Origin of the sequence: Acidovorax sp. GW101-3H11 (genome assembly GCF_001633105.1) — a bacterium.
Lineage (GTDB): Bacteria > Pseudomonadota > Gammaproteobacteria > Burkholderiales > Burkholderiaceae_C > Acidovorax.
Genome location: NZ_LUKZ01000003.1, coordinates 90,748 through 115,999 on the forward strand (window position 1 = coordinate 90,748; position 25,252 = coordinate 115,999).

Sequence of the window (25,252 nt, forward strand, 5' to 3'; positions counted from 1 at the left end):
TTTCTTCTCCTGGCAGTTTTTGAGGTCGATGGCATGATTGGAAACCTTGAAGTCACTTGAAGGTCAAGCCCATGCACCCCAATACCGCGCAGTTCCGCATCGGCGAGGCCGCCCAGCAGTCCGGGGTGTCGGCCGCCAACATCCGCTACTACGAAAAAGAGGGTCTCCTCCCCCCCGGTGCACGCGAGGGCAACAGCTACCGCCTGTACAGCGGCGCCGATGTGCACCAGCTGCGCTTCATCCGCCTGTGCCGGGCCATGGACATGTCGCTGGACGAAGTGCGAACCCTGCTGGCGCTGGACTGGGGCCGCAAGGCCGATTGCGACGCCGCGCGCGACACGCTGGATGCCCACCTGCAGCATGTGCGCACCCGCCTGGCCGAGCTGCAGGCGCTGGAATCCGACCTGCTCGCGCTGCGCAGCCGCTGCGACGGCTCGGACGCCACCTGCCACATCATCGAAGCCCTGCACGAGCGCGCCGATGCGCAGCAGGCGGCCCTGCCCACCCCGGCAGGCCTGGGCAAGCGCCATGTGTGAGGGCATGTTTCCTGGTGATGTGGTTTGCTATTATTTTGGTAGCTATAAAGGCATGACCATCAGGCGGGAGAGCCCAAAAAAGCTTGTATCCCTGTGCCTGCAGGCGTGCCATGCGCCCACCCGCAAGCCGCCGCTATGATTCGGCCATGATCTCGCGCCTGCCCGGCCTCTCCCTGCCCGAACGTGTGTGGAACACGGCGCGGCGCTGGGCGGTGGCCTGGTGGCGCATTCTGTATCTGGGCGCCGTGGTGCTGGTGCTGGTGTTGTCGCCGTCCAGCTACGGCAAGGGCACACGCCGCGCACTGGCCCGGCACCTGTACCTGGATACGGCGCCGGTGCTGCTGGGCTTTACGGTGCTGGCGGCGCTCATCAGCCTGGTGCTCACGCGCATCGTGGTGGTCACGGCGCTGAGCTACGGGCTGTCGCGCTACGCGCTGGAGATGGTGATCCGCGTGCTGGTGCTGGAGCTGATCCCGCTCACCGCAGCCCTGTTTGTGGCCATGCGCTGCACCATCCCCAATGGCGCCCAGCTGTCGCGCCTGCGGCAGGCGGGGTGGTTTGATGCGCTGCGCAGCCAGGGCTCCGACCCGGTGCGCATCGAGCTGCTGCCGCGTGTGATTGCCGGGGTGTTTGCCTGCGTCACGCTGGCTGCGCTCAGCTGCGTGGTGGCGCTGGTGCTGGCCTACCTGGGCGTGTATGGTTTCAACATGGCCGGGCTGTCTGGCTACACGCGCATGTTTGGCCAGGTGTTCTCGCCCAGCGTGACCATGGTGTTTGTGCTCAAGACCCTGTTCTTCAGCCTGGCCGTGGCGCTGATCCCCATGGCCGCAGGCCTGTACGACAGCGGCGAGCACACCCAGCCCGACTCGGAGCTGGGCGGCCTGGCCCGCATGTTTGCCGTGCTGCTGCTGATCGAGACCGCCTCGCTCATGGGCAACTATTACTGACTGGTTTGCTCTACCCGCATCGATGAACGACCCCATCCCCACGCCCCCCACCGCAGCCGATGGTGTGCCACCCGTCGAAACCCTGCGCCCCGTGGCCCACCTGGAGCTGAAGGCTGCCGCGCTGCTGCTGTTCACATTGGCGCTCATCGTGGGCTCGGGCCTGTACCTGCTGTATGCGCGGGGGGCGTTCGAGCCCACCCAGACCCTGGTCCTCACGGCCGACGATTCCGAAGGCGTGGTGGTAGGCATGGACATGACGTTCTCGGGCTTCCCCATCGGCCGGGTGCGCCGCATCGAACTGGCCGACAGCGGCAATGCCCGCATCCTGATCGATGTACCCCGCAAGGACGCGCACTGGCTGCGTGCATCCAGCGTGTTCACGCTGGTGCGGGGGCTGGTGGGCGGCACCAACATCCGGGCGTACTCCGGCATCCTCACCGACGACCCGCTGCCCGACGGCGCCGTGCGCCCCGTGCTGCGCGGCGATGCCACGGCCGAGATCCCCCAGCTCATGGCCACCGCGCGCGAGTTGCTCACCAACCTCAATGCGCTGACCTCGCCGGACGCCGCGCTGGGCAGCAGCCTCGCCAATGTGAAAACCCTCACCGATCGCCTCAACGGCCCCGGGGGCGCGCTGGGTGTGCTGATGGGCAACGAGACTGATGCTAAAAAAATCATCGCCACGCTGGAGCGCACCAACACGCTGCTGGCGCGGCTCGATGGCATGGCCGCGCGGGCCGACCGGCAGGTGCTGGGCAGCGACGGCAGCAAGGACGCGCTGGTGCCCGAAGTGCGCGCGGCCGTGGCGCAGCTCAATGGCCTTCTGGCCGACACCCGCGCCAGCGTCAAAAAGGTGGACGCCGTGCTGGCCGAAGCCCAGGCCGTTGGCGCCAACGCCCGCGAGGCCACCAACGACCTCGGGGCTTTGCGTGCCGAGGTGGAAAGCAACCTGCGCAAGGTGGAGAGCCTGGTCAACGAGATCAACCGCAAATGGCCTTTTGCGCGCGACACGGAGCTGAAACTGCCATGAAGCCATTCGCCATGCCCCGTCTGCGGGCGCCGGTGCGGTTCGCTGTTGTCAGCTGCGCCTTGTTGCTGGTGGCCTGCTCCAGCAAACCCCCGGTGCCCGACTGGCAGATGAACGCCCAGGCAGCCGCCACCAAGGCCACCGAGGCCTATCTGTCGGGCAATGCGCGCGTCGAGCAACTGGAGTGGGACCGGGCCCGCGCCGAAGTGGCCCGCACCGGCCGTGCTGATTTGGTGGCGCGGCTGGAGCTGATGCGCTGCGCTGCGCAGGTGGCCAGCCTGGTGGTGGCGCCATGTGACCGGTTTGAAGCGCTGCGCCCGGATGCTGCTGCGCCCGAGTGGGCGTATGCCGACTATCTGGCCGGCCGGGTGTCGCCACAACAGCTGCCTTTGTTGCCCGAGGCGCAGCGCAAGGTGGCCGCCTCGGGTGACGCCGCCACGCTGGCGGGCATCGAAGATCCGCTCTCGCGTCTGGTGGCTGCCGGGGTGTTGTTCCAGACCGGGCGCGCCAGCCCCGCTGTGATGGCCGCCGCAACAGACACGGCATCCGCCCAAGGCTGGCGCAGGCCGCTGCTGGCCTGGTTGTTACTTCAGGTGCAGCGGGCCGAGGCAGCCGGGGATGCAGAAGCCGCCGCCGCACTGCGCCGCCGTGTGGGCATCGTGGAGCAGGGCGCGGCCCGGGTGAAGTAGGCGGCGGCGCGCTGGTTCAGCGCAGGCGCGCCTGGAGCTGGCTTTCGATGTCGCTGCGCTCTGCGGCAAATTGCTGGGCGCTGATCTCGTTGGCTTCGAACTTGCGCGCCATGGACAGCAGCAGCACCGTGTTTTCCAGCCGCGTGTCTTGCTGCAGCGACGGTGGCAGGGCCGTGAGTCGGTCAAAGCTTTGTTTGTACAGCTCGCTCCAGCTGAGCGCACCCGCCTGGGCCTGGGCCTGCGCGTTGTCATGCCATCGCGAGAATTCCTCCAGGGCGCCATCGCGGGGGCTGGAGCAGCCTGCAAGCACGCCCAAGAGCGCCAGGGCTGCCCAAGGATGGGCGGTGAAAAGTGAGCGAAGAATGTCTGCAGGGATTCGAAAACGTGGGTTCACGATCGTCCTCCATTCCTGAATGCCACCCAAAAATCAAGGTGTGCAGCGCCGAATGGTACTCTGATGCTATCGTTTTTGCTACGGTGTTGCTGTTTTGACCCACACGCCCGCGCGTCGGGCGCGATACCCAAGTCGCAAGGGGTTTGGTGGCTCAGTGGCTCACAAAGCCGCTGGACAAAATTTCGTCCAGCCCGGCAGGCAGGTGCAGCATCGAATCCACCGACTGCACGGCCACGTCGGGCATCAGCACGGTGACTGCCGCCAGCACGGCCAGCACCACGGTGCCCAGAAAGGCTGCAACGGCGCGTGTGCCAGGTGGGAGGGGATGGCGTTTCATGATGAAGTCCTCGTCATCAAGAGACAAAAAAGGGGTGGGCGTCTCAATGACCGCCCAGACAGCCTCAATGGCTGCCGGATAGGATTTCAACAAGGTGCCGCAGTTCCGTCTGTAAGACAAGAGCGATATCTGGGCGCCACAGGCAGGCTGTTACGGCTGGTTGCCTTCTTTGCGAAGCCGACACGACTGGCGCAGGCGATGGGGCGGGGCTGGCAATGCGGTGACCACCGGGATGGCTCAAGAGCCGAAGATCCTGTGTGATCCGCGTCTTGTGAGTTGAGCACATCGGGGCCGAGGCTCAAGCGTGTTTTTGGGGCGAGACAGGCAAAGAAAAAGCCTGCAAGTTTTGCAACTTGCAGGCTTCGTATTTGGTGCCCAGGAGAGGACTCGAACCTCCACGATGTTACTCGCTAGTACCTGAAACTAGTGCGTCTACCAATTCCGCCACCTGGGCTTTCAGATCAGCTTCGAATTATATAGCGTTTTTTTGGGGCTCCAGCCAAATTGCTCATTTTTCTGAAAATTGTGCGCGGCAGCCTTTGGCCATCGTGCAGCGTGGTGGCCGGATGGTGTGTGCACGAGGCGGCGGTGGGTTCGGTCGGTGCGGCCTGCCTGATGCGCGCATGTGGTTAGCGTGCGCAGGTCGTTTGAAAAATAAAAAAGCCGCTGTGTGTGCAGCGGCTTTGATATTTTGAAAACCGTCTCCGGTTCTCGTTAAACTTGGTGCCCAGGAGAGGACTCGAACCTCCACGATGTTACTCGCTAGTACCTGAAACTAGTGCGTCTACCAATTCCGCCACCTGGGCATTTCAGGAAAGACTCAGATTGTATAACAAAAAAACCACCCCCGGCGCGCAACCCGTTGCGCATTTGTCTCAGGAAATTGAAGGCAGCGTGCAGGGGCACCGTGATGGACACGGTTTTGTCATCCGCGACGATGGCGAAGGCGACATCTTTATTCCCCCCAACGAAATGCGCGCCGTGCTGCACAAGGACCGTGTGCGCGTGCGCATCGTGCGCCAGGATCGCCGTGGCCGCCCCGAAGGCCGCGTGGCTGAAATCATCGAACGCCCGCCCCAGCCCATCATCGGCCGACTGCTGCAGGAGAGCGGCGTGTGGCTGGTGGCGCCAGAAGACAAGCGCTACGGCCAGGATGTATTGATCCCCAAGGGCGCTACGGGCGCCGCGAAACCTGGGCAGGTCGTCGTCGTTGAACTGACCGAGCCGCCAGCACTGTTCGGCCAGCCCGTGGGCCGCATCACCGAAGTGCTGGGCGAGGTGGACGACCCCGGCATGGAGATCGAGATCGCCGTGCGCAAGTACGGCGTGCCGCACGAGTTCTCGGCCGAGTGCCTGGCCCAGGCCAAGGAGCTGCCCGACAAGGTGCGCGCGCAAGACAAGAAGCGCCGCGTGGACCTGACCGACGTGCCCCTGGTCACCATCGACGGCGAAGACGCGCGCGACTTCGACGATGCCGTGTACTGCGAGCCCGCCAAGGTGGGCCGCAGCAAGGGCTGGCGCCTGCTGGTGGCCATTGCCGACGTGAGCCACTACGTGGAGACCGGCAGTGCCATCGACATCGATGCGTACGACCGCGCCACCAGCGTGTACTTCCCGCGCCGCGTGATCCCCATGCTGCCGGAGAAGCTCAGCAACGGGCTCTGTTCCCTGAATCCCGACGTGGAACGCCTGTGCATGGTTTGCGACATGCTGGTCACGGCCAAGGGCGAGGTGCATGCGTACCAGTTCTACCCGGCCGTGATGCACAGCCACGCACGCTTCACATACACCGAAGTCGCGGCCATCCTGGCCAACACGCGCGGCCCGGAGGCCAGCAAGCGCAAGGACCGCGTCAAGGACCTGCTCAACCTGCACGACGTGTACCGCGCGCTGCTCATTGCACGCCAGGCGCGCGGCGCGGTGGACTTTGAAACGACGGAGACGCAAATCGTCTGCGACGAAAACGGCCGCATCGAGAAGATCGTGCCGCGCACCCGCAACGATGCGCACAAGCTCATCGAAGAGGCCATGCTGGCCGCCAACGTGTGCAGCGCTGACTTCATCGCGCAGGGCGGCCAGCCCGGCCTGTTCCGTGTGCACGAAGGCCCCACGCCCGAGAAGCAGGAGATCCTGCGCAACTACCTCAAGGCCATGGCCGTGGGCATGAGCATTGGCGACGACCCCAAGCCGGGCGACTTCCAGGCGATTGCCACGGCCACCAAAGACCGGCCCGACGCGCAGCAGATCCACACCATGCTGCTGCGCTCCATGCAGCAGGCCATCTACACGCCCACCAACAGCGGGCACTTTGGCTTGGCGTTCGATGCGTATACCCACTTCACCAGTCCCATCCGTCGCTACCCCGACCTGCTGGTGCACCGGGTCATCAAGGCCATCCTGAACAAGACGCAGTACAAGCTGCCCGCGCTGCCCACACCGGGCGAGGCGCATGCCAAGCTGGCCAAGCGCTTGGCTGCGCGCGTGGCCGCGCCTGGCACCAAGCCGCGCAAGGACGTGAAGCCGCCCAGCCGTGAGACCCAGGCCTGGGAGGCCGCCGGCCTGCACTGCAGTGCCAACGAACGCCGCGCCGACGAGGCCAGCCGCGACGTGGAAGCCTGGCTCAAGTGCAAGTACATGCGCGAGCACCTGGGCGAGGAATACAGCGGCGTGGTCAGTGCTGCGACCAGCTTCGGCATCTTCGTGACGCTGGACGCGATGTACGTCGAAGGCCTGGTGCACATCACCGAGCTGGGCGGCGAATACTTCAAGTTCGACGAAGCGCGCCAGGAGCTGCGCGGCGAGCGCACCGGCATTCGTTATGCCATCGGCGCCCGCGTGCGGGTGCAGGTGAGCCGCGTCGATCTGGACGGCCGCAAGATCGACTTCCGCCTGGTGCGTGAGGGCGAAGAGCTGCTGGGCCGCGCTCTCAAGGACAAGGGCGTTGGCGCTGACGGGGCAGGCGGTGGCGCGCGCAAAGCCAGTGGCCGCTCAGGCGGCCGCAAGGCAGACAAAGGCGCTGCGATGTCGGCCACCGAAAAGGCGGGCCTGACCCGCGAGCGTGCGGCGCGTTCGCCCATACAGTCGCTGAAGGCTTCGGTCAAGAAAGCGGTGGCGGGCAAGTCCAGCAAGGGCAAGGCGCGCAAGCCGCGCCGGGGCTGACCGCTCACGAACCCCTGGGCGCTGGTGGTTGCATCAGATTGCTCATTAATTGATAGCTGCTACCGCTTGATAGACGGGCGGTAGCGGCTATTTTTATTGGATTTTCTGGGATGCCAGCGCGCTGGACGGGGCAAGGCCCTCCAGAAAACGCGCATACCGCTGCGCCGTGTCGGCGGGCGCTTCCATCATGGGCAGGTGGCCGACACCGGGCAGGGCTTCCAGCTGTGCCTGGGGCAACAGCTTTTGCAAGGGCAACAGGCCCGAGCGGTCGAACACGCGGTCGCTGTCGCCCCACAGCGCGAGCACGGGGTGCTGCTGCAGGCCGCCCAGCCGTTGCTCCAGCAGGTAGCGGTCCTTGAGCTGGGCATCCCACAGGCGGGTGTTCGACGCAGCGTTGCCCAGCGCCGCCTGCTCGGTGGCGTGCAGGATGGGGTAGGGCAGAAAGGGGCGCTTTTCAAACACCAGATCCATCATGGCGCTGAAGGTGGCGGCGTCGTGGGCGACCAGCGGGCGCTGCCCGGCGTCGATGAGGCGGTCCATGGTGCTGGGCTTGGGCGAGTGGATGCCATGGGGCGCGCCGATGAAGGCCACGCTGGCCACGTGCTCGGGGTGTTGCAGCGCAAACAGCGCGGCGATGGTGCCGCCCATGGAGTTGCCCGCGAGGTGGGCTTTTTCGATGCCCAGGGCGTCCAGCAGCGCGCCCAGGCGCTGGGTGTGCGCGGCGTAGTCATAGGGCTGGTCGTCCAGCCGCGTGCTCTCGCCAAAACCGGGGAAGTCTGGGGCAACCACCCGGTACTGGGCGGTGAGGGGGCGCGCAAAATCCACCCAATGGTCCTTCTCCGCAAAAATGCCGTGCAGCAGCACCAGGGGCGTAGTGTCTGGGTTTGTGGGCGCCGGCTGGGAGGGCGCCCCGCTGTCCAGGTAGTGGATGGTGTGCAGCGCCGCGGTGGTGGTTTTTTCTTCCATGCCCGAGAGGCTGCGGTTGAGGTGGAGCAGGGGCTCCTTCAGCAGCGACGGGGCGCCGTAGTAGAGGCCCACGCCGCCCAGGGCGAGTGCGGCGGCAACAGAAAAGAAGGCAATGCGTTTCAAGAACCAGTCTCCAAAAAAACAAAGGGGTACCGTGGCGCTGCGCTGGGGCTCGCGAGCGCCGTGCAAGGCTACCGAGAACCGTGCCGCAAGACTTGTAGGTTTGGGCTATGCCGCAGCGCACGAACACCCTGACGCTGGGCGCTGACCGCGCGCTGTATGTGGGCGAGATCCCGGCCACGGGCTGGCATTGCCATGCGTCGCCCGTGCTGCTGATGGGGCTCTCGGGCCGGTTTGCTTTGCATTGGGGTGCAGGGCTGGTGGAAACCTGTCACAGCGCGCTGGTGGATGCCGGGGTGGAGCATCTGTTCGACCCCTGTGGCGAAGTGGTGGCGCTGGTGTACCTGGAACCGGATTCGCCAGAGGCGCGCAGCCTGCGCAGCGTGTTCCAGCGGCAGGGTGGCGTGCTGCTGGATGTGGCGGCGCCGGTGGGGGCGCGTGCGGCCATGGAAGACCATCTGCGCGCCTTCGATCTACCGGCCCTGCTGCACCGCCACCTGCTGCAGGCGGCGCCCCCGCTGGACCCGCGCGTGGCCCACAGCCTGCACGCCCTGCGCCGCCCGCAGCAGGAGCAGGGGCGCCTGGCGCGGGCTGGGTTGGCGTCCGGCGTGCAGCTGTCGGCCTCGCGCTTCAACCATTTGTTCCGCGCCGAAATGGGCGTGAGCCTGCGCAGCTACCGCGTGTGGTCGCAGGTGCGGCTGGCCATGGCGGGGCTGGCGGTCAGCCCGCGCCTGACGGATGCGGCGCTGCATGGGGACTTTGCGGACTCGGCGCATTTCAGCCGCATGTTCCGCCAGACCTTTGGCATGACGCCGTCGAGTGTGCTCAAGCCGCTCAAGCAGGTCACGCTGTTGGATTGACTCCCATCACCCGCCCACACACCGTGCCAGCGCACTGGCGGTGAGGGCCCGGCCCGCTGGCCACGCATCCGCCGCCTGGCCGTGCTGGTACACCGCTTCGCTCGCAGCGCGCAGGGCGCTGGCACCGGCGGCCAGGTGCGCGCCCACCATGCCCGCCAGCACATCGCCCGTGCCCGCCGTGGCCAGCCGCGCATTGCCGGTGGGGTTGATGGCGGGGACGCGGTCGGGGGCGGCAATCACGGTGCCCGAACCCTTGAGCACAGCCACGCAGTTGAATTGGTCAGCGAGTTGTTGCGCGGCCTCCAGCCGGTCGGCCTGGACTTCGGCGGTGGTCAGGCCCAGCAGGCGCGCGGCCTCCAGCGGGTGGGGGGTGATGACCGTGGGTTGTCCATGCTGGCCCCGTGCCACCACCAGTGCGTGCAAGGCGGCTTCGGTGGCGATGGTGTTGAGCGCGTCGGCATCCAGCACCAGGCGGGCCGCGCGGGTGATGACCTTGGGCAGCACGGCGGCAATGGCCTGGCCGCCGCCGCAGCCGCAGACCACGGTGAGCTGCTCCAGTGCCAGCGCATCGAAGCGGCGGAACATCAGCTCGGGCTGCTGCACATCGAGCTGCTGGTATCCGTTGTCGAGCAGTGCCACCAGCACCCGGCCCGCGCCGCTGTGCAGGGCGGCCGACGCGGCCAGCAGCGCCGCACCCGCCATGCCCATGCCGCGTGCTGCCAAGCCCTCGCCACCCACCACGGCCACGTCGCCAAAGCTGCCCTTGTGGCTGGCATGGGCGCGTGGCGCTGGCAATGGCGGGCCGCAGAGCCAGGCCGTGGGTGCCTCATGCCCGGGGTGGGTGCCCAGGTCGTCCCACCACACCTGGCCCGCAGCGTCGCGCCCGGCGGCGGTGAACAGGCCGGGCTTGAGGGTGAGCAAACTCAGCGTGTGGCGTGCCGGGCCTGGTGTGTGGGGGCTGCGGGCCATGTGGGCATGGTGGTGTGGCGCAGTCTGGGGTGCAAAGCCCGCTGCGAACTGGCCGGTGTTGGCATCCAGCCCGCTGGGCAGGTCCACCGCCAGCACGGGCGCCGGGCTGTGTTGCAGGGCGTGTAGGCAGGCCAGCAGCCGCGCATCGGGCACGCGGATGGGGGCGTGGGGCGATGAAGACACGCCAATGCCCAGCAGCGCGTCAATGCGCAGGTCCTGCGGGCCCAGGTCGGCGGGCGGGGCGTCGGTCCATACCACGCCAGCCGCCTGCGCGCGTTGCCATGACGCCTTGGCGTCCGGCGGGGCCTTGTCAGGGTGGCCTAGCCACGTCACCACCACGTTGCGGCCTTGGCGCTGCAGGTGCATGGCGGCCTCCAGCCCGTCGCCGCCGTTGTTGCCGGGGCCGCAGGCAATCCAGACCGTGCGCGCGTGGGGCGCCAGGGCCTGGGCCAGCTGCCCTACGGCCAGGCCCGCGCGCTGCATCAGGGTGTGCGCGGGCAGGGTGGCGGCCGCCGCCTGCTCGATGCGGCGGGTGGCAGCGGTGTGGAACAGCGGGTGGGGTTGGTGGGGGGTGATGCGGTGCATGGTGGCGGCAGGTGCTGCACGGCGCCATGCCGTGCGCCTGCCATTGTGCGTCGCCACCCCGGGGGCGACAACGCACCTGCGTCAGAACGGCCGCATGCCCAGGCCGTCCAGCGGCACCTCGGGCACGCGCTGTGCCATCAGGTCCGCCAGGGCCCGCGCGCTGCCACAGGCCAGGGCCCAGCCCCCGGCGCCGTGGCCGGTGTTGAGCCACAGGCCGGGCACGCCGCTGGCGCCCACCACTGGGGCGCCGTCGGGCAGCAGGGGGCGCGCGCCGCGCCAGACCTGCACGCCGGACGAAAGCTGTGCACCCCCCGGGAACCAGTCGTTGAGCGTGCGGTACAGGCGCTGCAAGGTGGCGGCGTGGTGCTCGGCGTCGGCACCTGCCAGTTCGGCGCCGCCCGCAATGCGCACACGCTGTCCCAGTCGCGTGATGGAGATCTGCTGGGCGGCGTCCACCACACTGGCCTGGGGGGCGTGGGTGGATTCGCGCAGCGGGGCGCTGACGGAGTAGCCATACACCGCCGCCATGGGCAGGCGCATACCCAGCGCTGGCAGCAGCGCGGCCGAGGCGGTGCCGGCGCACAGCACCACGGCGTCAAAACGCCGCAAGTCGCTCTCGCCCTGCACCACCACGCCGACCGGGGTGGTCCCGATGCGATCGATGCGGGTGTTGAAGGCGAAGTGCACGCCCGAGCCCTGTGTGCCCTGGCGCAGCAGCTGCGCAAACAAGCGGCAGTTGCCTGCGCGGGCATCGGGCAGGTGGATGGCACCGGCCAGCGGCGCTTCGGGCGACAGGCCGGGCTCGATCTGGCGCGCGATGTCGGCATCCACTTCGCGCAAGGCCACGCCGCTGTCGCGCAGCACCTGCAGCGCGGGCTGGAGCTGGGCGCGTTCCTGTTCTGTGCGCAGCAGCACCAGGCGCCCTTGGCTGGCCTCAAAGTCGAGTTCGTGCCGCTGGGCCAGGGCCTGCAGGCGGCTTTGGCTGTATTGCGCCAGGCGCTCCAGCGCGGCCGCTGGGGCGCTGCTGGCGTGTGTGGCGCTGCGCCAGCGGCTGAGCCAGGCCCAGTTGGCGCGGCTCAGCCCGCCAGACAGCCGCAGCGTGGCGTGTGGCCCCATCAGCCGCAGGGCGTGACCGAATCCGGGCACGGCCCAGGGGGTGAGCAGGTGGGGGGCGAGCAGGCCGGCCGTGGCAAAGCTGGCTTCTTCGGCGGCGGCGCTGCGTTGTTCAAAAACGGTGACTTCGTGGCCGTCGCTGGCCAGCTCGTACGCGGTGGTGACGCCGACAATCCCGGCGCCCACGATGGCAATCTTCATGAAATTTGGGTGTTTTTGGCCTCTTGCGCCTGATGGTAAAGCGCGAGTAGCTATTATTTTTGTAGTGTTTGTTCGATCTGCAGGCCCACATTGAGCACGGTGTCGTCCCGCAAGGCCCCGTGCCAGACCATCAGGCCCACCGGGAGTTCCCCCGGAGCGTGGCAGGGCAGAGACAGCGCGCAGCCGTCCAGCAGGTTGACGACACTGGTGTTGCGCAGCAGCAGATTGTTGACGCGGAAGAACTCGGCATCGCGCGCGGCATCCCGGGCCTTGTCCGTGCCGTCTGCGGGGGCAACATCGGCCACCAGCGGCGCCACGATGGGCACGGTGGGGGACAGCAGTGTGTCGTACGGCTCCATATCGGCGAGCATGCGTGCAATCCACTGCTGGCGCGCCTGCAGCAGGTCGATGTACTCCCAGGCCATCAGCGTGGCGCCTTTTTCGATGCGCATGCGCACCCGGGGGTCGTAGCGGTTGCCTGCGCGTTGCAGCAGCTCGCGGTGCCAGGCATAGGCCTCGGGGGCGGCAAAACCATAGGCGGGTTGCTCCGCCACGGCGGGCAGGGGGATGGTGTCGATGTGGGCCCCGGCCTGGCGCAGGGTGCGCAGGGTGCGCTCGAACGCCTGGGCCACGGTCGCGTCGAGCCCGTCCAAAAACAAGGTGGACGGGACGGCCAGCCGGTATTGGGACAACGGCGCCAGGCTGCGCGTGACGCGCCGGGCGGCCAGCACCTCGTGCGCCACGATGGCGTCGCGCACGCTGCGCGTCATGGCACAGGCGGTGTCCAGGGTGGTGGACAGGGGGACGGCGCCCGTGGTGGGTACCAGGTGCGCCGTGTTCTTGAAGCCTACGATGCCATTGAGGGCGGCCGGAATCCGGATGGAACCACCAGTGTCCGACCCCAGCCCGATGAACGCAGCCCCCGTGGCCACCGACACGCCTGCGCCGGAGGACGAGCCGCCCGGCACACGCGGCGCGCCAGGCAGGGCGCCAGAGCGTGCATCCCAGGCGGCGGGTGTGCCGTGGTGCGGGTTCACGCCCACGCCCGAAAAGGCGAACTCGACCATGTTCGTGCGCCCGATCAGGCTGGCCCCGGCCGCGCGCAGGCGGGCGACCGCAGGGCAGTCCTGGGCGGCGGCCGGTGCGTCGGCCAGAGCGGTGGAGCCTGCGGGTGTGGCCTGGCCTGCGATGTCGAACAGGTCCTTGACCGACACCGCCAGCCCCGCAAGGGGCAACTGGGCCAGGCCGGGCTGCACCGCTGTGGTGCGTGCCTCGTCGAACATCGTGCGGACAAAGCTGTAGGTGTTGGCGGGGGCCTGGGCGGCGTCGATGCAGCGTTCCAGCTCGGCGGGCGCGGTGGTGGCGCCCTCCCGCAGCTGGTCGCGGGTGGTGATCAGGTCAGGCAGCATGGTGTGCTAGAATCTTTGGGTTTTGCTGGGAGCAGCGACGCAGGCGGTGCATGCATCGCAGGTGTGGCGGCTGTCACAAAGCCAATCGCAAAGCAGCCCTGTCAAGGTGTTGCGGCATTCGTGAAGAACACGGTGCTGCAAATATTGGGGCTGATTTTAGACCTAACCTTTGGAGTATTTTTATGTCCGTTACCATGCGCGAAATGCTGGAAGCCGGTGTCCACTTCGGTCACCAAACCCGCTTCTGGAACCCCAAGATGGCCCCCTACATCTTCGGCCATCGCAACAAGATTCACATCATCAACCTGGAAAAGTCGCTGCCACTGTTCCAGGAAGCCCAAAAGTTCGCCAAGCAACTGGCTGCCAACCGCGGCACGATCCTGATGGTCGGCACGAAGCGTCAAGCCCGTGAAATCCTGTCCACCGAAGCCCTGCGCGCTGGCGTGCCTTTCGTGGATCAGCGCTGGCTGGGCGGCATGCTGACGAACTTCAAGACCGTGAAGACCTCGATCAAGCGCCTGAAGGACATGAAGGCCCAGCAAGAAGCTGGCCTCGACAGCCTGAGCAAGAAGGAGCAACTGACGTTCTCCCGCGAAATCGAAAAGCTCGAAAAGGACATCGGCGGCATCCAGGACATGGCTGCACTGCCCGACGCCATCTTCATCATCGACGTGGGCTTCCACAAGATCGCCGTTGCTGAAGCCAAGAAGCTGGGCATCCCGCTGATCGGTGTGGTTGACACCAACCACTCGCCCGAAGGCATCGACTACGTGATCCCCGGCAACGACGACTCGGCCAAGGCCGTGACGCTGTACGCCCGTGGCATCGCTGACGCGATCATCGAAGGCCGCGCCAACGCCGTGAACGAAGTGGTCAAGGCCGCTGCGTCCGAAAGCTCGGACGAGTTCGTGGAAGTGCAAGAAGCCGCCGCCTGATACCCGGCTGCGCGATTCGTCGCGAAGAAAAGCGGGGCCCCTGTGAGCCCCCTTTTTTTTAGGCTGAATCCAATCCAATCCGATCCAATCGATTGAACTGAACACTGAAGGAATAAAGATGGCTGCAATTACCGCAAGCATGGTGGCTGAACTGCGTGGCAAGACCGATGCCCCCATGATGGAATGCAAGAAGGCACTGACCGAAGCCGAGGGCGACATGGCCAAGGCCGAAGAGCTGCTGCGCGTCAAGCTGGGCACGAAGGCTGGCAAGGCCGCCTCGCGCGTGACGGCTGAAGGCGTGGTCGCCAGCTTCATCAACGGCAACCTGGGCGCCCTGATCGAAGTCAACAGCGAAACCGACTTCGTCTCCAAGAACGACAGCTTCATCGCCATGGCCAACGCCGCTGCCAAGCTGGTGGCCGAGCACAACCCTGCCGACATCGAAGCCCTGGGTGCCCTGGCCTACGCACAAGACAGTTTCGGCCCCACGTTGGAAGACGTGCGCAAGGGCCTGATCGGCAAGATCGGCGAGAACATGTCGTTCCGCCGCTTCAAGCGCTTCAGCGGTTCCAACCTGGCTGCCTACCTGCATGGTTCGCGCATCGGTGTGGTCGTCGAGTTCGACGGCGACGCAGCTGCCGCCAAGGATGTGGCCATGCACGTGGCCGCCATGAAGCCCGTGGCCCTGACCAGCGCTGACGTGCCTGCCGAACTGATCGCCAAGGAGCGCTCGGTGGCTGAAGGCAAGGCCGACGAAGCCAACAAGGAGCTGGTGGCTGCTGGCAAGCCTGCACAAAGCGCCGAAATCACGGCCAAGCGCATCGACGGCGCCGTGCAGAAGTACCTCAAGGAAGTCTCGCTGGCTGACCAGGTCTTCGTGAAGGCTGCCGACGGCAAGCAGACCGTTGCCCAGATGCTCAAGGCTGCCAACACCAACGTGAAGGGCTTCACCCTCTACGTCGTGGGCGAAGGCATCGAGAAGAAGGCTGACGACTTCGCTGCCGAAGTGGCTGCCCAAGTGGCTGCCGCCAAGGCCGCTGCTGCCTGATCGGCTGCACTGCAGCCCCGTCCCCCACATTTTTTACCGCCGTACCTGCCTTTGGAGAAATCACCCATGTCCCACGCTGCACCAGCCCACAAGCGCATCCTGCTCAAGCTGTCTGGTGAGGCGCTGATGGGGGATGACGCCTTTGGCATCAACCGCGCCACCATCGTTCGCATGGTGGAAGAGATCGCCGAAGTCACCCGCCTGGGCGTGCAGGTGGCGGTGGTGATCGGTGGGGGCAATATTTTCCGTGGTGTCGCGGGCGGCTCGGTCGGCATGGACCGCGCCACCGCCGACTACATGGGCATGCTGGCCACCGTGATGAACGCGCTGGCCCTGGCCGATGCCATGGACAAGCAGGGCCTGGTGGCCCGTGTGATGTCCGCCATCGCCATCGAGCAGGTGGTCGAGCCCTATGTGCGCCCCAAGGCCCTGCAGTACCTCGAAGAGGGCAAGGTCGTTGTGTTTGCCGCTGGCACGGGCAATCCTTTCTTCACCACTGATACGGCAGCGGCCCTGCGTGGTGCCGAGATTGGCGCCGAGCTGGTGCTCAAGGCCACCAAGGTGGACGGCGTTTATACTGCCGACCCCCAGAAGGACCCCACGGCCACGCGCTACACAAAGCTCAGCTTTGACGAGGCCATGTCCCGCAATCTGGGCATCATGGATGCGACCGCCTTTGCCCTGTGCCGCGACCAGAAGCTGCCGGTGAAGGTGTTTTCCATCATCAAGCACGGCGCCCTGAAGCGCGTGGTGATGGGCGAAGACGAAGGTACGCTGGTTTACGCTTGATCACGATGGATGGGCCTGCACCGGATGCAGGCTGGCCCGAGGAGAAAACATGACGATTGCCGACATCAAGAAAACCACAGAGACCAAGATGGACCAGTCCATCACGGCCTTCAAAAACAACCTGCAGAAGATCCGCACCGGCCGCGCCAACCCCGCGCTGCTCGATACGGTGCAGGTCGAGTACTACGGCTCCATGGTTCCCTTGAGCCAGGTGGCCAATGTGGCGCTGATCGACTCGCGCACCATCAGCGTGCAGCCCTGGGAAAAGGGCATGGGCGCCAAGATCGAAAAGGCCATCCGCGAAAGTGATCTGGGCCTGAACCCTGCATCGCTGGGCGATCTGATCCGCGTTCCGATGCCCGCGATGAGCGAAGAGCGCCGCAAGGAAATGACCAAGCTGGCGCGCAACGAAGGCGAGAGCGCCAAGATTGCCGTGCGCAACCTGCGCCGCGATGCCAACGAATCCGTCAAGAAGCTGGTCAAGGACAAGCTGGCATCCGAAGACGACCAGAAGCGCGCCGAAACCGACGTGCAGAAGTTCACCGACAAGCACATCGCCGAGATCGATGCGCTGGTGGCCGCCAAAGAGCAGGAAATCATGGCGGTTTGAGCCCCCAGGGCTTGATCGTTCCCATGTCTGTTTCTCCGGTGGTGCCACACCACATCGCCATCGTCATGGATGGCAACGGCCGCTGGGCCAAGCGCCGCTTTCTGCCGCGCCTGGCGGGCCACAAGCAGGGGGTTGATTCGCTGCGCCGCTGTGTGCGCGCCTGCGCTGAGCGCGGCGTGGGCGTTTTGACCGTTTTTGCGTTCTCTTCCGAAAACTGGAACCGCCCTGCCGACGAGGTGTCGGGCCTCATGGAGCTGCTCGCGCTGGCGCTGGGCCGCGAAGTGCCGCAGCTCAAGAAAGACGGTGTGCGCCTGTACTTTGTGGGCGAACGCGCGGGTCTCTCGCAGAAGGTCCGCGACGGCCTGGTGCAGGCAGAGACCGCCACGGCCGAAAACACGCGCCTGGTGCTCAATGTGTGCTTCAACTACGGCGGCCGCTGGGACATTGCCCAGGCGGCTGCGTCGCTGGCGGCGCGCGGCGAGCCCATCACCGAGGCCAGCCTGCACGGGGCGATGGGCATGTCCCATGTGCCCGACCCGGACCTGGTGATCCGCACCGGCGGCGAAATGCGGATCAGCAACTTCCTGCTGTGGCAATCTGCCTACGCGGAGTTTGTGTTCAGTGACCGGCTGTGGCCGGACTTCGATGAGTCGGCGCTGGACGAGGCGATTGCCGCCTTCGGCAGCCGCGAGCGCCGCTTTGGCAAAACTTCTGAACAGATCCTGCCCGCGCATCCCGATCCGATGCCGGGCTGAGAACCCCAGCAGGTTCTGAAAGGCCCCATGCTCAAACAGCGTGTCATCACCGCCCTTGTTCTGCTGGCCATCTTGCTGCCAGCACTTTTTTATCCTTCCACGGTGCCCTTTACCGTGGTGGTGCTGGTGCTCATGGCCGCTGGCGCATGGGAGTGGGGCCGCCTGAGCGGGCTGGGCCAGACGGGCTCAGTGGCCGTGGGTGCTGTCTGCACGGCATTGTGTGCGGGGTCCTGGGCGCTGGGCTGGGTGGATCGCCCGCTGACGGCGCTGTGGGTCGCGGGGGGCGGGCTCTGGGTGCTGGCGACCGCATGGCTGCTCCAGGCCGGCGTGCCGGGCTGGCCCCGCATTCCTGCAGTGGTGCGCCTGGTCGCCGGTGTGCTGGCCCTGTGGCTGGCCTGGCTGGCGGTGGTGCAGGCGCGCAATGTCGGGATCAACTTCTTGCTGTCGGTGCTGCTGCTGGTGTGGGTGGCCGACATCTTTGCCTATTTTGCGGGCCGTGCATTTGGCCTGCGCTTCACCAAGGGCAAGCTGGCCCCTTCCATCAGCCCGGGCAAGAGCTGGGAAGGTGTGTGGGGCGGGCTGGCGGGCGTGGTGGTCATGGCCTTTGTCTGGGTGGTGGCCGACGCCTACTGGCAAGCGGCGGTGCCCAGCTTCTACAGCCGCATGGCCCAGCAGGGCTGGTGGCTGCTGGTGGTCGCGGCCTTGTTCATGGTGGCCATGAGTGTGTCCGGCGACCTGGTGGAGTCGCTCATCAAGCGCAGCGCAGGGGTCAAGGACAGCAGTGGACTGCTGCCGGGGCACGGCGGCGTGCTCGACCGCGTGGACGCCTTGCTGCCAACCTTGCCCCTGGCCATGATGCTCACGCGCCTCACGACCCCATGATGAAACAAAAAATCACCGTCCTCGGCTCCACCGGGTCCATCGGCACCAGCACCCTCGATGTGGTGGCCCGCCACCCGGACCGTTTTGAGGTGTTTGCCCTGAGTGCGGCCACCCAGGTGGATTTGCTGCTGGCCCAGTGCGCGCAGTTTCGCCCTCGTTATGCGGTGATGGCCAGTGCGCCCCATGCGCAGCTGCTGGCTGAAAAAATCAAGGAAAATAGCCTGCCTACGCGCGTCCTGTTTGAGGTGAATGCTATTGAAAATATAGCATCACACCCCGATGTGGATGCCGTGATGGCCGCCATCGTCGGGGCTGCGGGTCTGGGGCCTTGCCTCGCTGCCGCCCGGGCGGGCAAGCGATTGCTGTTGGCCAATAAAGAGGCGCTGGTGGTGGGGGGGGGCTTGTTCATGCAGACGGTGCGCCAGGGCGGCGCCACGCTGCTGCCCATCGACAGCGAGCATTCCGCCATCTTTCAATGCCTGCCTGAAGATCCGTCCACCTGGCCCGACCGGGTAGACAGCATTTTGCTCACGGCATCCGGCGGGCCCTTCCGCCAGCGCGACCCCGCCACTTTGGCCGAGATCACCCCGGCCCAGGCCTGCGCGCATCCCAACTTCTCGATGGGCCGCAAGATCTCGGTCGATTCGGCCACCATGATGAACAAGGCGCTCGAGGTGATCGAGGCGCGCTGGCTGTTCGACCTGCATCCCGACCAGATCAAGGTGGTGATCCATCCGCAGCAGATCATCCATTCGATGGTGCAGTTCAAGGATGCATCCATCCTCGCGCAGCTGGGCACGCCGGACATGCGCGTGCCCATCGCCTGTGGCCTGGCCTGGCCTGAGCGTATTGCCAGCGGTGCCAGCAAGCTGGATTTCTCGACCCTGAGCGCACTGGCGTTCGAAGAGGCCGATGCCGTTCGTTTCCCGGGCCTGCATCTTTCGTGGCAGGCGCTGAAGGCGGCCGAAGGCACGACCGCCGTGCTGAACGCCGCCAATGAAGTGGCCGTGGGGGCGTTTTTGTCCGGGCGCCTGCGGTTTGATCGCATTCATGCGGTCAACCTTGCAACTTTGGAGGCCGTGACGCCCTCCAAGCCGGATTCGCTCGAAGCCCTGCTGGATCTGGACACCCAGGCCCGCAGCGCCGCCGAGCATGCCGCAGGCCGATTGGCGGCCTGAGCCCTCCCGACCCACGGAACCATTTCGCCATGCTGCTGACCCTTGTTGCTTTTGTCGTGGCCCTCGGTCTTTTGATTGCGGTGCATGAGTACGGCCACTACCGGGTGGCCGTGGCTTGTGGGGTGAAGGTGCTGCGCTTCTCCGTGGGTTTTGGCCACCCCCTGCTGCGCTGGCAACCCAAGGGGTCTCCCACGGAGTTTGTGGTCGGTGCCTTTCCGCTCGGCGGCTATGTGCGCATGCTGGATGAGCGCGAGGCGCCTGTGCCGCCCGAAGAGCGCCACCTGGCGTTCAACACCCAGCCTCTGCGCTCGCGGGCCGCCATTGTGGCGGCCGGCCCCCTGGCCAACCTGTTGCTGGCGGTGCTGCTGTATTCCATTGTGAACTGGAATGGCGTGGAAGAGCCCCGCGCTCTGCTGGCGAGTCCCGTGGCCGGGTCGGTCGCGCACAAAGCGGGCTTGCGGGGCGGTGAACTGGTGGAGCGTGCGGCGCTGGGAGCCGACGAAATGGAGCCCGTCCGCTCGTTCGAGGATCTGCGCTGGCTGCTCACGCGGGGTGCGCTGGAAGGGCAGGCGGTGCGCCTGGATGTGAAGCCGCAGGCGGGCGCCGCGCACCGAGAGATTCTGCTGGACATGTCGGGCATCGACAGCCGCGAGGCCGATGCGCAGCTGTTCCGCAAGATCGGAATTCTGGGCCCGTGGACCCGCCCGGTATTGGGCGAGGTCATGCCCGATGGCGCGGCGGCCCGCGCTGGCTTGCGCGAGGGCGATGTGGTGCTCAAGCTGGGCGCCGCTGACGTGGTGGATGGCCAGCAGTTGCGCGAGCTGATCCGCCAGTCGCTGCGCGGCAATGAGCCTTTGTCGCAGGCCTGGCGCATTGACCGTGCAGGGCAGTTGCTCACACTGGATGTGTTGCCCGAAGCCAAGCAGGATCAGGGCGCCACGGTGGGGCGCATCGGTGCCTTTGTGGGCGCGCCCCCCGAGTTTGTGACCGTGGAATACGGCCTGTTCGAAGGCGCCTGGGCTGGGGCGGTCAAGACCTGGGATGTGTCGGTGCTGACCTTGCGCATGATGGGGCGCATGGTGATCGGCGAGGCTTCGCTCAAGAATCTGAGCGGTCCCTTGACGATTGCTGACTACGCCGGGCGTTCTGCCAGCATGGGGTTGACCCAGTACCTCGTGTTTCTTGCCCTCATCAGCGTGAGTCTGGGCGTGCTCAACCTGCTGCCGCTGCCTGTCTTGGACGGTGGGCACCTGATGTATTATCTTTGGGAGGGTGTCACGGGCAAGGGAGTGTCGGACGCATGGATGGAGCGTCTGCAGCGTGGAGGCGTTGCGGTCCTGCTTCTCATGATGTCCATAGCCCTGTTCAACGATATCACCCGGCTCTTTGGCTAACCTTTTGCCGCGATTGCCCTGCAATGGCGGCTCCAGCTTCATTCATGAAAAAACACATCAATCGCCTGGGCGTGCGTACCGCATCGGCCGTTGCCGCCATGGTTTTTGCCGCCAATGCGGCATGGGCTCTGGAGCCTTTCAAGGTGCAGGACATCCGTGTGGAAGGCCTGCAGCGTGTAGAGCCCGGCACCGTGTTTGCCTCCATGCCCCTGCGGGTGGGTGATGACTACAACGACGAGAAGGGCGCGGCCGCCATTCGCGCGCTGTTTGGCCTGGGCCTGTTCAAGGACGTGCGCCTGGAGGCCAGCGGCAATGTGCTGGTGGTGGTGGTCGAAGAGCGCCCCTCCATCGCCGATGTGGACTTTGCGGGCGCCCGCGAGTTCGACAAGGACGCCTTGAAGAAGGCCATGCGCGACGTGGGCCTCGCAGAAGGCCGCCCTTACGACAAGGCTCTGGCCGACCGGGCAGAGCAGGAGCTCAAGCGCCAGTACATCAACAAGAGCCTGTACGGTGTCGAGGTGGTGACCACCGTGACGCCCATCGAGCGCAACCGGGTGAACCTGACCTTCACGGTGGTGGAGGGCGAGCCCGCGCGCATCAAGGAAGTGCGTCTGGTGGGCAACAAGGCCTTCAGCGAATCCACCCTCAAGGGCCTGTTCGACCAGGACACGGGCGGCTGGCTCAGCTGGTACACCAAGTCCGACCGCTACTCCCGCGCCAAGCTCAATGCCGACCTGGAGACGCTGCGCTCGTATTACCTGCAGCGCGGCTACCTGGAGTTCCGTGTGGATTCCACACAGGTGGCGATTTCGCCGGACAAGCAGGACATCTCCATCACCGTCAACATCACCGAGGGTGAGCGTTTTGTGGTGTCGGGGGTGAAGCTGGAGGGCAACTACCTGGACCGTGAAGACGAGTTCAAGTCCCTGGTGACGATCCGCCCTGGCGAGCCGTACAACGCTGATCAGGTGACAGAAACCACCAAGGCATTCTCCGAATACTTTGCGCGGTTCGGTTTTGCATTCGCCCGGGTCGAGGCCGTGCCGGAAATCGACCGTGAAAACAACCGCGCTGTGCTGGTTGTGCAGGCCGAGCCATCGCGCCGCGCCTATGTGCGCCGCATCAACGTGAGCGGCAACAACCGCACGCGGGACGAAGTGATCCGCCGCGAGTTCCGCCAGTACGAAGCCTCGTGGTACGACGGTGACAAAATCCGCCTGTCGCGCGACCGCGTGGACCGCCTGGGCTTCTTCACGGAAGTCAATGTCGAGACCCAGGAAGTGCCGGGCGCGCCGGACCAGGTGGATCTGGTGATCAATGTGGCCGAGAAGCCCACGGGTTCGCTGCAGATGGGGGTGGGCTTTTCCAGCGCTGAAAAGGCCTCGCTTTCGTTTGGTATCAAGCAGGAGAACATCTTCGGCTCCGGCAACTACCTGGGGATCGATGTCAACACCAGCAAGTACCGCCGCACGCTGGTGTTCAGCACCACCAATCCCTACTTCACGGCCGACGGCATCTCGCGCACGCTGGATGTGTACTACCGCACCGACAAACCCTATGAGGACCAGGGCGGCAACTACCAGCTGGTCACGACGGGAACCTCGGTGCGTTTCGGCGTGCCGTTCAGTGAAACTGACACCGTGTTCTTTGGCGGCGGTCTGGAGCAGACCCAGATCAAGCCCGGAACCAACATTCCTGCGACCTACCTGTACTACGCCGATAAGTTTGGCTACACCAGCACCTCCATCCCCTTGACGGTGGGCTGGTCGCGCGATGACCGGGACAGCGCCCTGGCCCCCAATTCGGGCCGTTACCAGCGCCTGAATTCCGAGTGGTCTGTGGCCGGCGATGCGCGTTATGTGCGTGCCAACTACCAGTACCAGCAGTACATACCGCTCAACAAGCGCTTCACGGTGGCCTTCAATGGGGAGGCGGGCATTGGCAAGGGCATGAACGGCCGTCCTTTCCCGGTGTTCAAGAACTTCTATTCGGGTGGCCTGGGCTCCGTGCGCGGCTTTGACCAGGGCACGCTGGGCCCGCGTGACGTGACAGGGGCCTCGCTGGGCGGGCCCAAGAAGGTGACCCTGAATGCGGAGCTGATTGCTCCTTTCCCAGGGGCAGGAAACGACCGGACCCTGCGCGTGTTCACTTTTGTGGACGTGGGGAATGTGTATGGAGAGCATGAAAAAGTCACTTTCAGTGACATGCGTGCCTCCGTGGGCCTGGGGCTGAGCTGGATTTCCCCGCTTGGTCCGCTGCGTTTGGCGTTTGCGCAGCCGGTGCGCAAGTTCGCTGGCGATAAAATCCAAAAATTGCAATTCCAGATCGGAACGTCTTTCTAATGAAATCCTTTTCTCGCCATCTCTCTGTGGCCCTGCTGCTTGGCGTTGTTGCCGTCGCAGCCCCTGCGCAGGCGCAGGAATTCAAAGCCGGTTTTGTCAATACCGATCGCATCTTCCGTGAAGCCAGCACCGCCAAGGCTGCGCAGGCCAAGCTGGAGCAGGAGTTCTCCCGCCGCGAGAAAGAACTGGTAGACCTGGGCAACACCCTGAAAACGGCCACCGACAAGTTCGAACGCGAAGCCCCCACCATGGCCGAGAGCCAGCGCACCACGCGCCAGCGCCAGCTGGTGGACCAGGACCGCGACTTCCAGCGCAAGCGCCGTGAGTTCCAGGAAGACCTGAGCGCCCGCAAGAACGAAGAGCTGTCCCAGGTGCTGGAGCGCGCCAACAAGGTGGTCAAGCAGGTGGCTGAGGCCGAGAAGTACGACGTGATCCTGCAAGAGGCCGTCTACATCAACCCCAAGCATGACATCACCGACAAGGTGATCAAGGCGCTGAATGCCGCTGCTGGCGCCAAGTAATCCGCCACAGCGCTGGGCAGGTGGCGCGTGAGCGGCTTGCTGCTCGGGCACATTGTGGATGTGCTCGGTGGTTCGCTGGAGGGGGGGGCGCGTGACACCGCCATTGCCCGCATCGCGCCACTGGAGGTTGCGGGCCCCGGGGACCTCAGTTTCCTGAGCAACCCCCGCTACCAACAGCAACTGGCCGCCTCCCGGGCGGCCTGTGTCATTGTGGCGCCTGCGTTGCGCGAAGCGGCACTGGCGCGGGGCGCCTGCATCGTGGCAGACAACCCCTATGTCTACTTTGCGCGGGCGACCCAGCTGTGGCGGCAGCGCAATGCGCCCGCGCGGCCCGCTGGCGTGCATCCCAGTGCCGTGGTGGACCCCACGGCCCAGGTGCACCCCACAGCCACCATCGGCCCGCTGTGTGTGGTCGAGCGCGGGGCGCATGTGGGTGCCGACACCGTGCTCAAGTCACGGGTCACCGTGGGTGAGGACTGCCATGTCGGCGCGCGCTGCATCGTGCACTCCGGCGTGGTGATCGGGGCCGACGGTTTTGGTTTTGCGCCGGAAAACGGGCAATGGGTCAAGATCGAGCAACTGGGCGCCGTGCGCATTGGCGACGATGTGGAAATCGGCGCCAACACCTGCATCGACCGGGGTGCGCTGCAAGACACCGTGATCGAAGACGGCGTGAAGCTCGACAACCTGATCCAGGTGGGCCACAACGTGCACATCGGCAAACATGCCGCGATGGCCGGGTGCGTGGGCATTGCGGGCAGCGCCACCATTGGCGCGCATTGCACGGTGGGCGGCGGCGCGATTGTGCTGGGGCACCTGGAGCTGGCCGACAACGTGCATATCTCGGCAGCCACGGTCGTCACTAGGTCGCTGACCCAGCCTGGCCAGTACACGGGCATGTTTCCCATCGACGACAATGCGCGGTGGGAAAAGAACGCTGCGACACTCAAACAACTGCACAGCCTGCGCGAGCGCATCAAGGCGCTGGAGCAGGCCCTCAAAGCAGCATGAACGGAAGAACAACTCGATGATGGATATCCACGCAATTCTCAAGCAACTGCCGCACCGCTACCCCTTCCTGCTGGTGGACAAGGTGATCGAGCTTGAGAGCAACACCCGCATCAAGGCGATCAAGAACGTCACCTTCAACGAGCCGTATTTTGGTGGGCATTTCCCGGGGCGCCCCGTGATGCCTGGCGTGCTGATCCTTGAAGCCCTGGCGCAGGCCGCCGGGCTGCTGGCCTTTGATGCCATGGGCAAGGTGCCCGATGAAAACAACATCTACTACTTTGTCGGTATCGATGGCGCGCGCTTCAAGCGCCCCGTGGAGCCGGGCGACCAGCTGATTCTGACCATCACCATTGACCGTGTGCGCGGCGGCATCTGGAAGTTCAAGGGTGTGGCGAGCGTGGGCGAGGAAGTGGCTTGCGAGGCCGAACTCATGTGCACCATGCGCAGCGTGGGCTGACCGACTCTGGCCATTGGA

The 25,252-nt window shown here is 65.6% G+C and carries 24 protein-coding genes and 2 tRNA genes; 18 read left to right on the forward strand and 8 right to left on the reverse strand.

Features of this window, described 5'->3' with window-relative positions:
* Nucleotides 1-71 precede the first annotated feature (71 nt).
* From A1D30_RS03975 to A1D30_RS03990, 4 genes are all read left to right on the forward strand, one after another.
* Complete coding sequence (locus tag A1D30_RS03975) at nucleotides 72-536, forward strand: Cd(II)/Pb(II)-responsive transcriptional regulator (RefSeq protein WP_063459629.1); 465 nt, start codon at nucleotides 72-74, stop codon at nucleotides 534-536.
* Between the two features lie 146 nt (nucleotides 537-682).
* Entirely contained in the window at nucleotides 683-1,483 is an 801-nt protein-coding gene (locus A1D30_RS03980) for an ABC transporter permease (protein WP_063459630.1), read from the forward strand.
* A 22-nt stretch (nucleotides 1,484-1,505) separates the two neighbouring features.
* Complete coding sequence (locus A1D30_RS03985; RefSeq protein WP_063459500.1) at nucleotides 1,506-2,513, forward strand: MlaD family protein; 1,008 nt, start codon at nucleotides 1,506-1,508, stop codon at nucleotides 2,511-2,513.
* A complete protein-coding gene (locus tag A1D30_RS03990) occupies nucleotides 2,510-3,199 on the forward strand; it encodes a hypothetical protein (RefSeq protein ID WP_242421779.1) in 690 nt (229 codons plus the stop codon). Before A1D30_RS03985 ends, A1D30_RS03990 begins: the two co-directional genes overlap by 4 nt.
* Before the next feature lie 16 nt (nucleotides 3,200-3,215).
* Here the strand turns inward: A1D30_RS03990 and A1D30_RS03995 are convergent, their stop codons facing one another.
* The 4 genes from A1D30_RS03995 to A1D30_RS04010 all read right to left on the reverse strand — a co-directional run bounded on the left by A1D30_RS03995 (nucleotide 3,216) and on the right by A1D30_RS04010 (nucleotide 4,736).
* On the reverse strand, nucleotides 3,216-3,593 hold the full coding sequence (locus A1D30_RS03995; protein ID WP_242421780.1) for a hypothetical protein: 378 nt from the start codon (nucleotides 3,591-3,593) through the stop codon (nucleotides 3,216-3,218).
* A gap of 151 nt (nucleotides 3,594-3,744) precedes the next feature.
* Nucleotides 3,745-3,930 carry a hypothetical protein gene (locus tag A1D30_RS04000; protein ID WP_063459633.1) on the reverse strand — a complete coding sequence of 62 codons (186 nt, stop codon included), beginning with the start codon at nucleotides 3,928-3,930 and terminating at the stop codon, nucleotides 3,745-3,747.
* Nucleotides 3,931-4,299: 369 nt separating this feature from the next.
* A tRNA-Leu gene (locus A1D30_RS04005) sits at nucleotides 4,300-4,384 on the reverse strand.
* 267 nt (nucleotides 4,385-4,651) lie between these two features.
* A tRNA-Leu gene (locus A1D30_RS04010) sits at nucleotides 4,652-4,736 on the reverse strand.
* A gap of 19 nt (nucleotides 4,737-4,755) precedes the next feature.
* On the opposite strand from A1D30_RS04010, the gene rnr reads away from it, so the two are divergent.
* Nucleotides 4,756-7,089: a ribonuclease R gene (gene rnr, locus A1D30_RS04015; RefSeq protein ID WP_063459501.1), complete on the forward strand. Its 2,334-nt coding sequence runs from the start codon at nucleotides 4,756-4,758 to the stop codon at nucleotides 7,087-7,089.
* Between the two features lie 93 nt (nucleotides 7,090-7,182).
* Here rnr and A1D30_RS04020 read toward each other — a convergent pair whose 3' ends face one another.
* Nucleotides 7,183-8,178: an alpha/beta fold hydrolase gene (locus A1D30_RS04020; protein WP_063459502.1), complete on the reverse strand. Its 996-nt coding sequence runs from the start codon at nucleotides 8,176-8,178 to the stop codon at nucleotides 7,183-7,185.
* 107 nt (nucleotides 8,179-8,285) lie between these two features.
* On the opposite strand from A1D30_RS04020, the gene A1D30_RS04025 reads away from it, so the two are divergent.
* On the forward strand, nucleotides 8,286-9,035 hold the full coding sequence (locus A1D30_RS04025; RefSeq protein ID WP_063459503.1) for an AraC family transcriptional regulator: 750 nt from the start codon (nucleotides 8,286-8,288) through the stop codon (nucleotides 9,033-9,035).
* Nucleotides 9,036-9,041: 6 nt separating this feature from the next.
* Here A1D30_RS04025 and A1D30_RS04030 read toward each other — a convergent pair whose 3' ends face one another.
* The 3 genes from A1D30_RS04030 to A1D30_RS04040 form a co-directional block, all read right to left on the reverse strand.
* On the reverse strand, nucleotides 9,042-10,589 hold the full coding sequence (locus A1D30_RS04030; protein ID WP_063459504.1) for an NAD(P)H-hydrate dehydratase: 1,548 nt from the start codon (nucleotides 10,587-10,589) through the stop codon (nucleotides 9,042-9,044).
* A gap of 81 nt (nucleotides 10,590-10,670) precedes the next feature.
* Entirely contained in the window at nucleotides 10,671-11,903 is a 1,233-nt protein-coding gene (locus A1D30_RS04035; RefSeq protein WP_063459505.1) for an FAD-dependent oxidoreductase, read from the reverse strand.
* A gap of 53 nt (nucleotides 11,904-11,956) precedes the next feature.
* Complete coding sequence (locus A1D30_RS04040; RefSeq protein WP_063459506.1) at nucleotides 11,957-13,312, reverse strand: amidase; 1,356 nt, start codon at nucleotides 13,310-13,312, stop codon at nucleotides 11,957-11,959.
* A 182-nt stretch (nucleotides 13,313-13,494) separates the two neighbouring features.
* Between A1D30_RS04040 and rpsB the strand changes: the two genes are divergently transcribed.
* The 12 genes from rpsB to fabZ all read left to right on the forward strand — a co-directional run bounded on the left by rpsB (nucleotide 13,495) and on the right by fabZ (nucleotide 25,234).
* Nucleotides 13,495-14,247: a 30S ribosomal protein S2 gene (gene rpsB / locus A1D30_RS04045; RefSeq protein WP_063459507.1), complete on the forward strand. Its 753-nt coding sequence runs from the start codon at nucleotides 13,495-13,497 to the stop codon at nucleotides 14,245-14,247.
* Nucleotides 14,248-14,365: 118 nt separating this feature from the next.
* Nucleotides 14,366-15,295, forward strand: a complete 930-nt coding sequence (gene tsf, locus A1D30_RS04050) for a translation elongation factor Ts (RefSeq protein WP_063459508.1) — start codon at nucleotides 14,366-14,368, stop codon at nucleotides 15,293-15,295.
* A gap of 66 nt (nucleotides 15,296-15,361) precedes the next feature.
* Nucleotides 15,362-16,084 (forward strand): UMP kinase, encoded by a 723-nt coding sequence (gene pyrH / locus A1D30_RS04055; RefSeq protein ID WP_026436856.1) that lies wholly within the window; start codon nucleotides 15,362-15,364, stop codon nucleotides 16,082-16,084.
* A 49-nt stretch (nucleotides 16,085-16,133) separates the two neighbouring features.
* A complete protein-coding gene (gene frr, locus A1D30_RS04060; RefSeq protein WP_063459509.1) occupies nucleotides 16,134-16,694 on the forward strand; it encodes a ribosome recycling factor in 561 nt (186 codons plus the stop codon).
* A gap of 23 nt (nucleotides 16,695-16,717) precedes the next feature.
* Entirely contained in the window at nucleotides 16,718-17,449 is a 732-nt protein-coding gene (gene uppS / locus A1D30_RS04065; RefSeq protein ID WP_063459510.1) for a polyprenyl diphosphate synthase, read from the forward strand.
* Between the two features lie 27 nt (nucleotides 17,450-17,476).
* The gene (locus A1D30_RS04070) at nucleotides 17,477-18,331 is read left to right on the forward strand and encodes a phosphatidate cytidylyltransferase (RefSeq protein ID WP_063459511.1); all 855 of its coding nucleotides are present in this window, start codon (nucleotides 17,477-17,479) and stop codon (nucleotides 18,329-18,331) included.
* Entirely contained in the window at nucleotides 18,331-19,509 is a 1,179-nt protein-coding gene (ispC, locus tag A1D30_RS04075) for a 1-deoxy-D-xylulose-5-phosphate reductoisomerase (protein WP_063459634.1), read from the forward strand. The genes A1D30_RS04070 and ispC overlap by 1 nt, the downstream gene beginning before the upstream one ends.
* A 29-nt stretch (nucleotides 19,510-19,538) precedes the next feature.
* Nucleotides 19,539-20,903, forward strand: a complete 1,365-nt coding sequence (rseP, locus tag A1D30_RS04080) for an RIP metalloprotease RseP (protein ID WP_063459512.1) — start codon at nucleotides 19,539-19,541, stop codon at nucleotides 20,901-20,903.
* Nucleotides 20,904-20,947: 44 nt separating this feature from the next.
* Nucleotides 20,948-23,245, forward strand: coding sequence for an outer membrane protein assembly factor BamA (gene bamA / locus A1D30_RS04085; RefSeq protein WP_063459513.1), 2,298 nt, complete (start codon nucleotides 20,948-20,950; stop codon nucleotides 23,243-23,245).
* Nucleotides 23,245-23,766: an OmpH family outer membrane protein gene (locus A1D30_RS04090; protein WP_063459514.1), complete on the forward strand. Its 522-nt coding sequence runs from the start codon at nucleotides 23,245-23,247 to the stop codon at nucleotides 23,764-23,766. The genes bamA and A1D30_RS04090 overlap by 1 nt, the downstream gene beginning before the upstream one ends.
* Before the next feature lie 36 nt (nucleotides 23,767-23,802).
* Nucleotides 23,803-24,777, forward strand: a complete 975-nt coding sequence (lpxD, locus tag A1D30_RS04095; protein WP_063459635.1) for a UDP-3-O-(3-hydroxymyristoyl)glucosamine N-acyltransferase — start codon at nucleotides 23,803-23,805, stop codon at nucleotides 24,775-24,777.
* A 16-nt stretch (nucleotides 24,778-24,793) separates the two neighbouring features.
* Nucleotides 24,794-25,234 (forward strand): 3-hydroxyacyl-ACP dehydratase FabZ, encoded by a 441-nt coding sequence (gene fabZ / locus A1D30_RS04100; protein ID WP_063459515.1) that lies wholly within the window; start codon nucleotides 24,794-24,796, stop codon nucleotides 25,232-25,234.
* Nucleotides 25,235-25,252 lie beyond the last annotated feature (18 nt).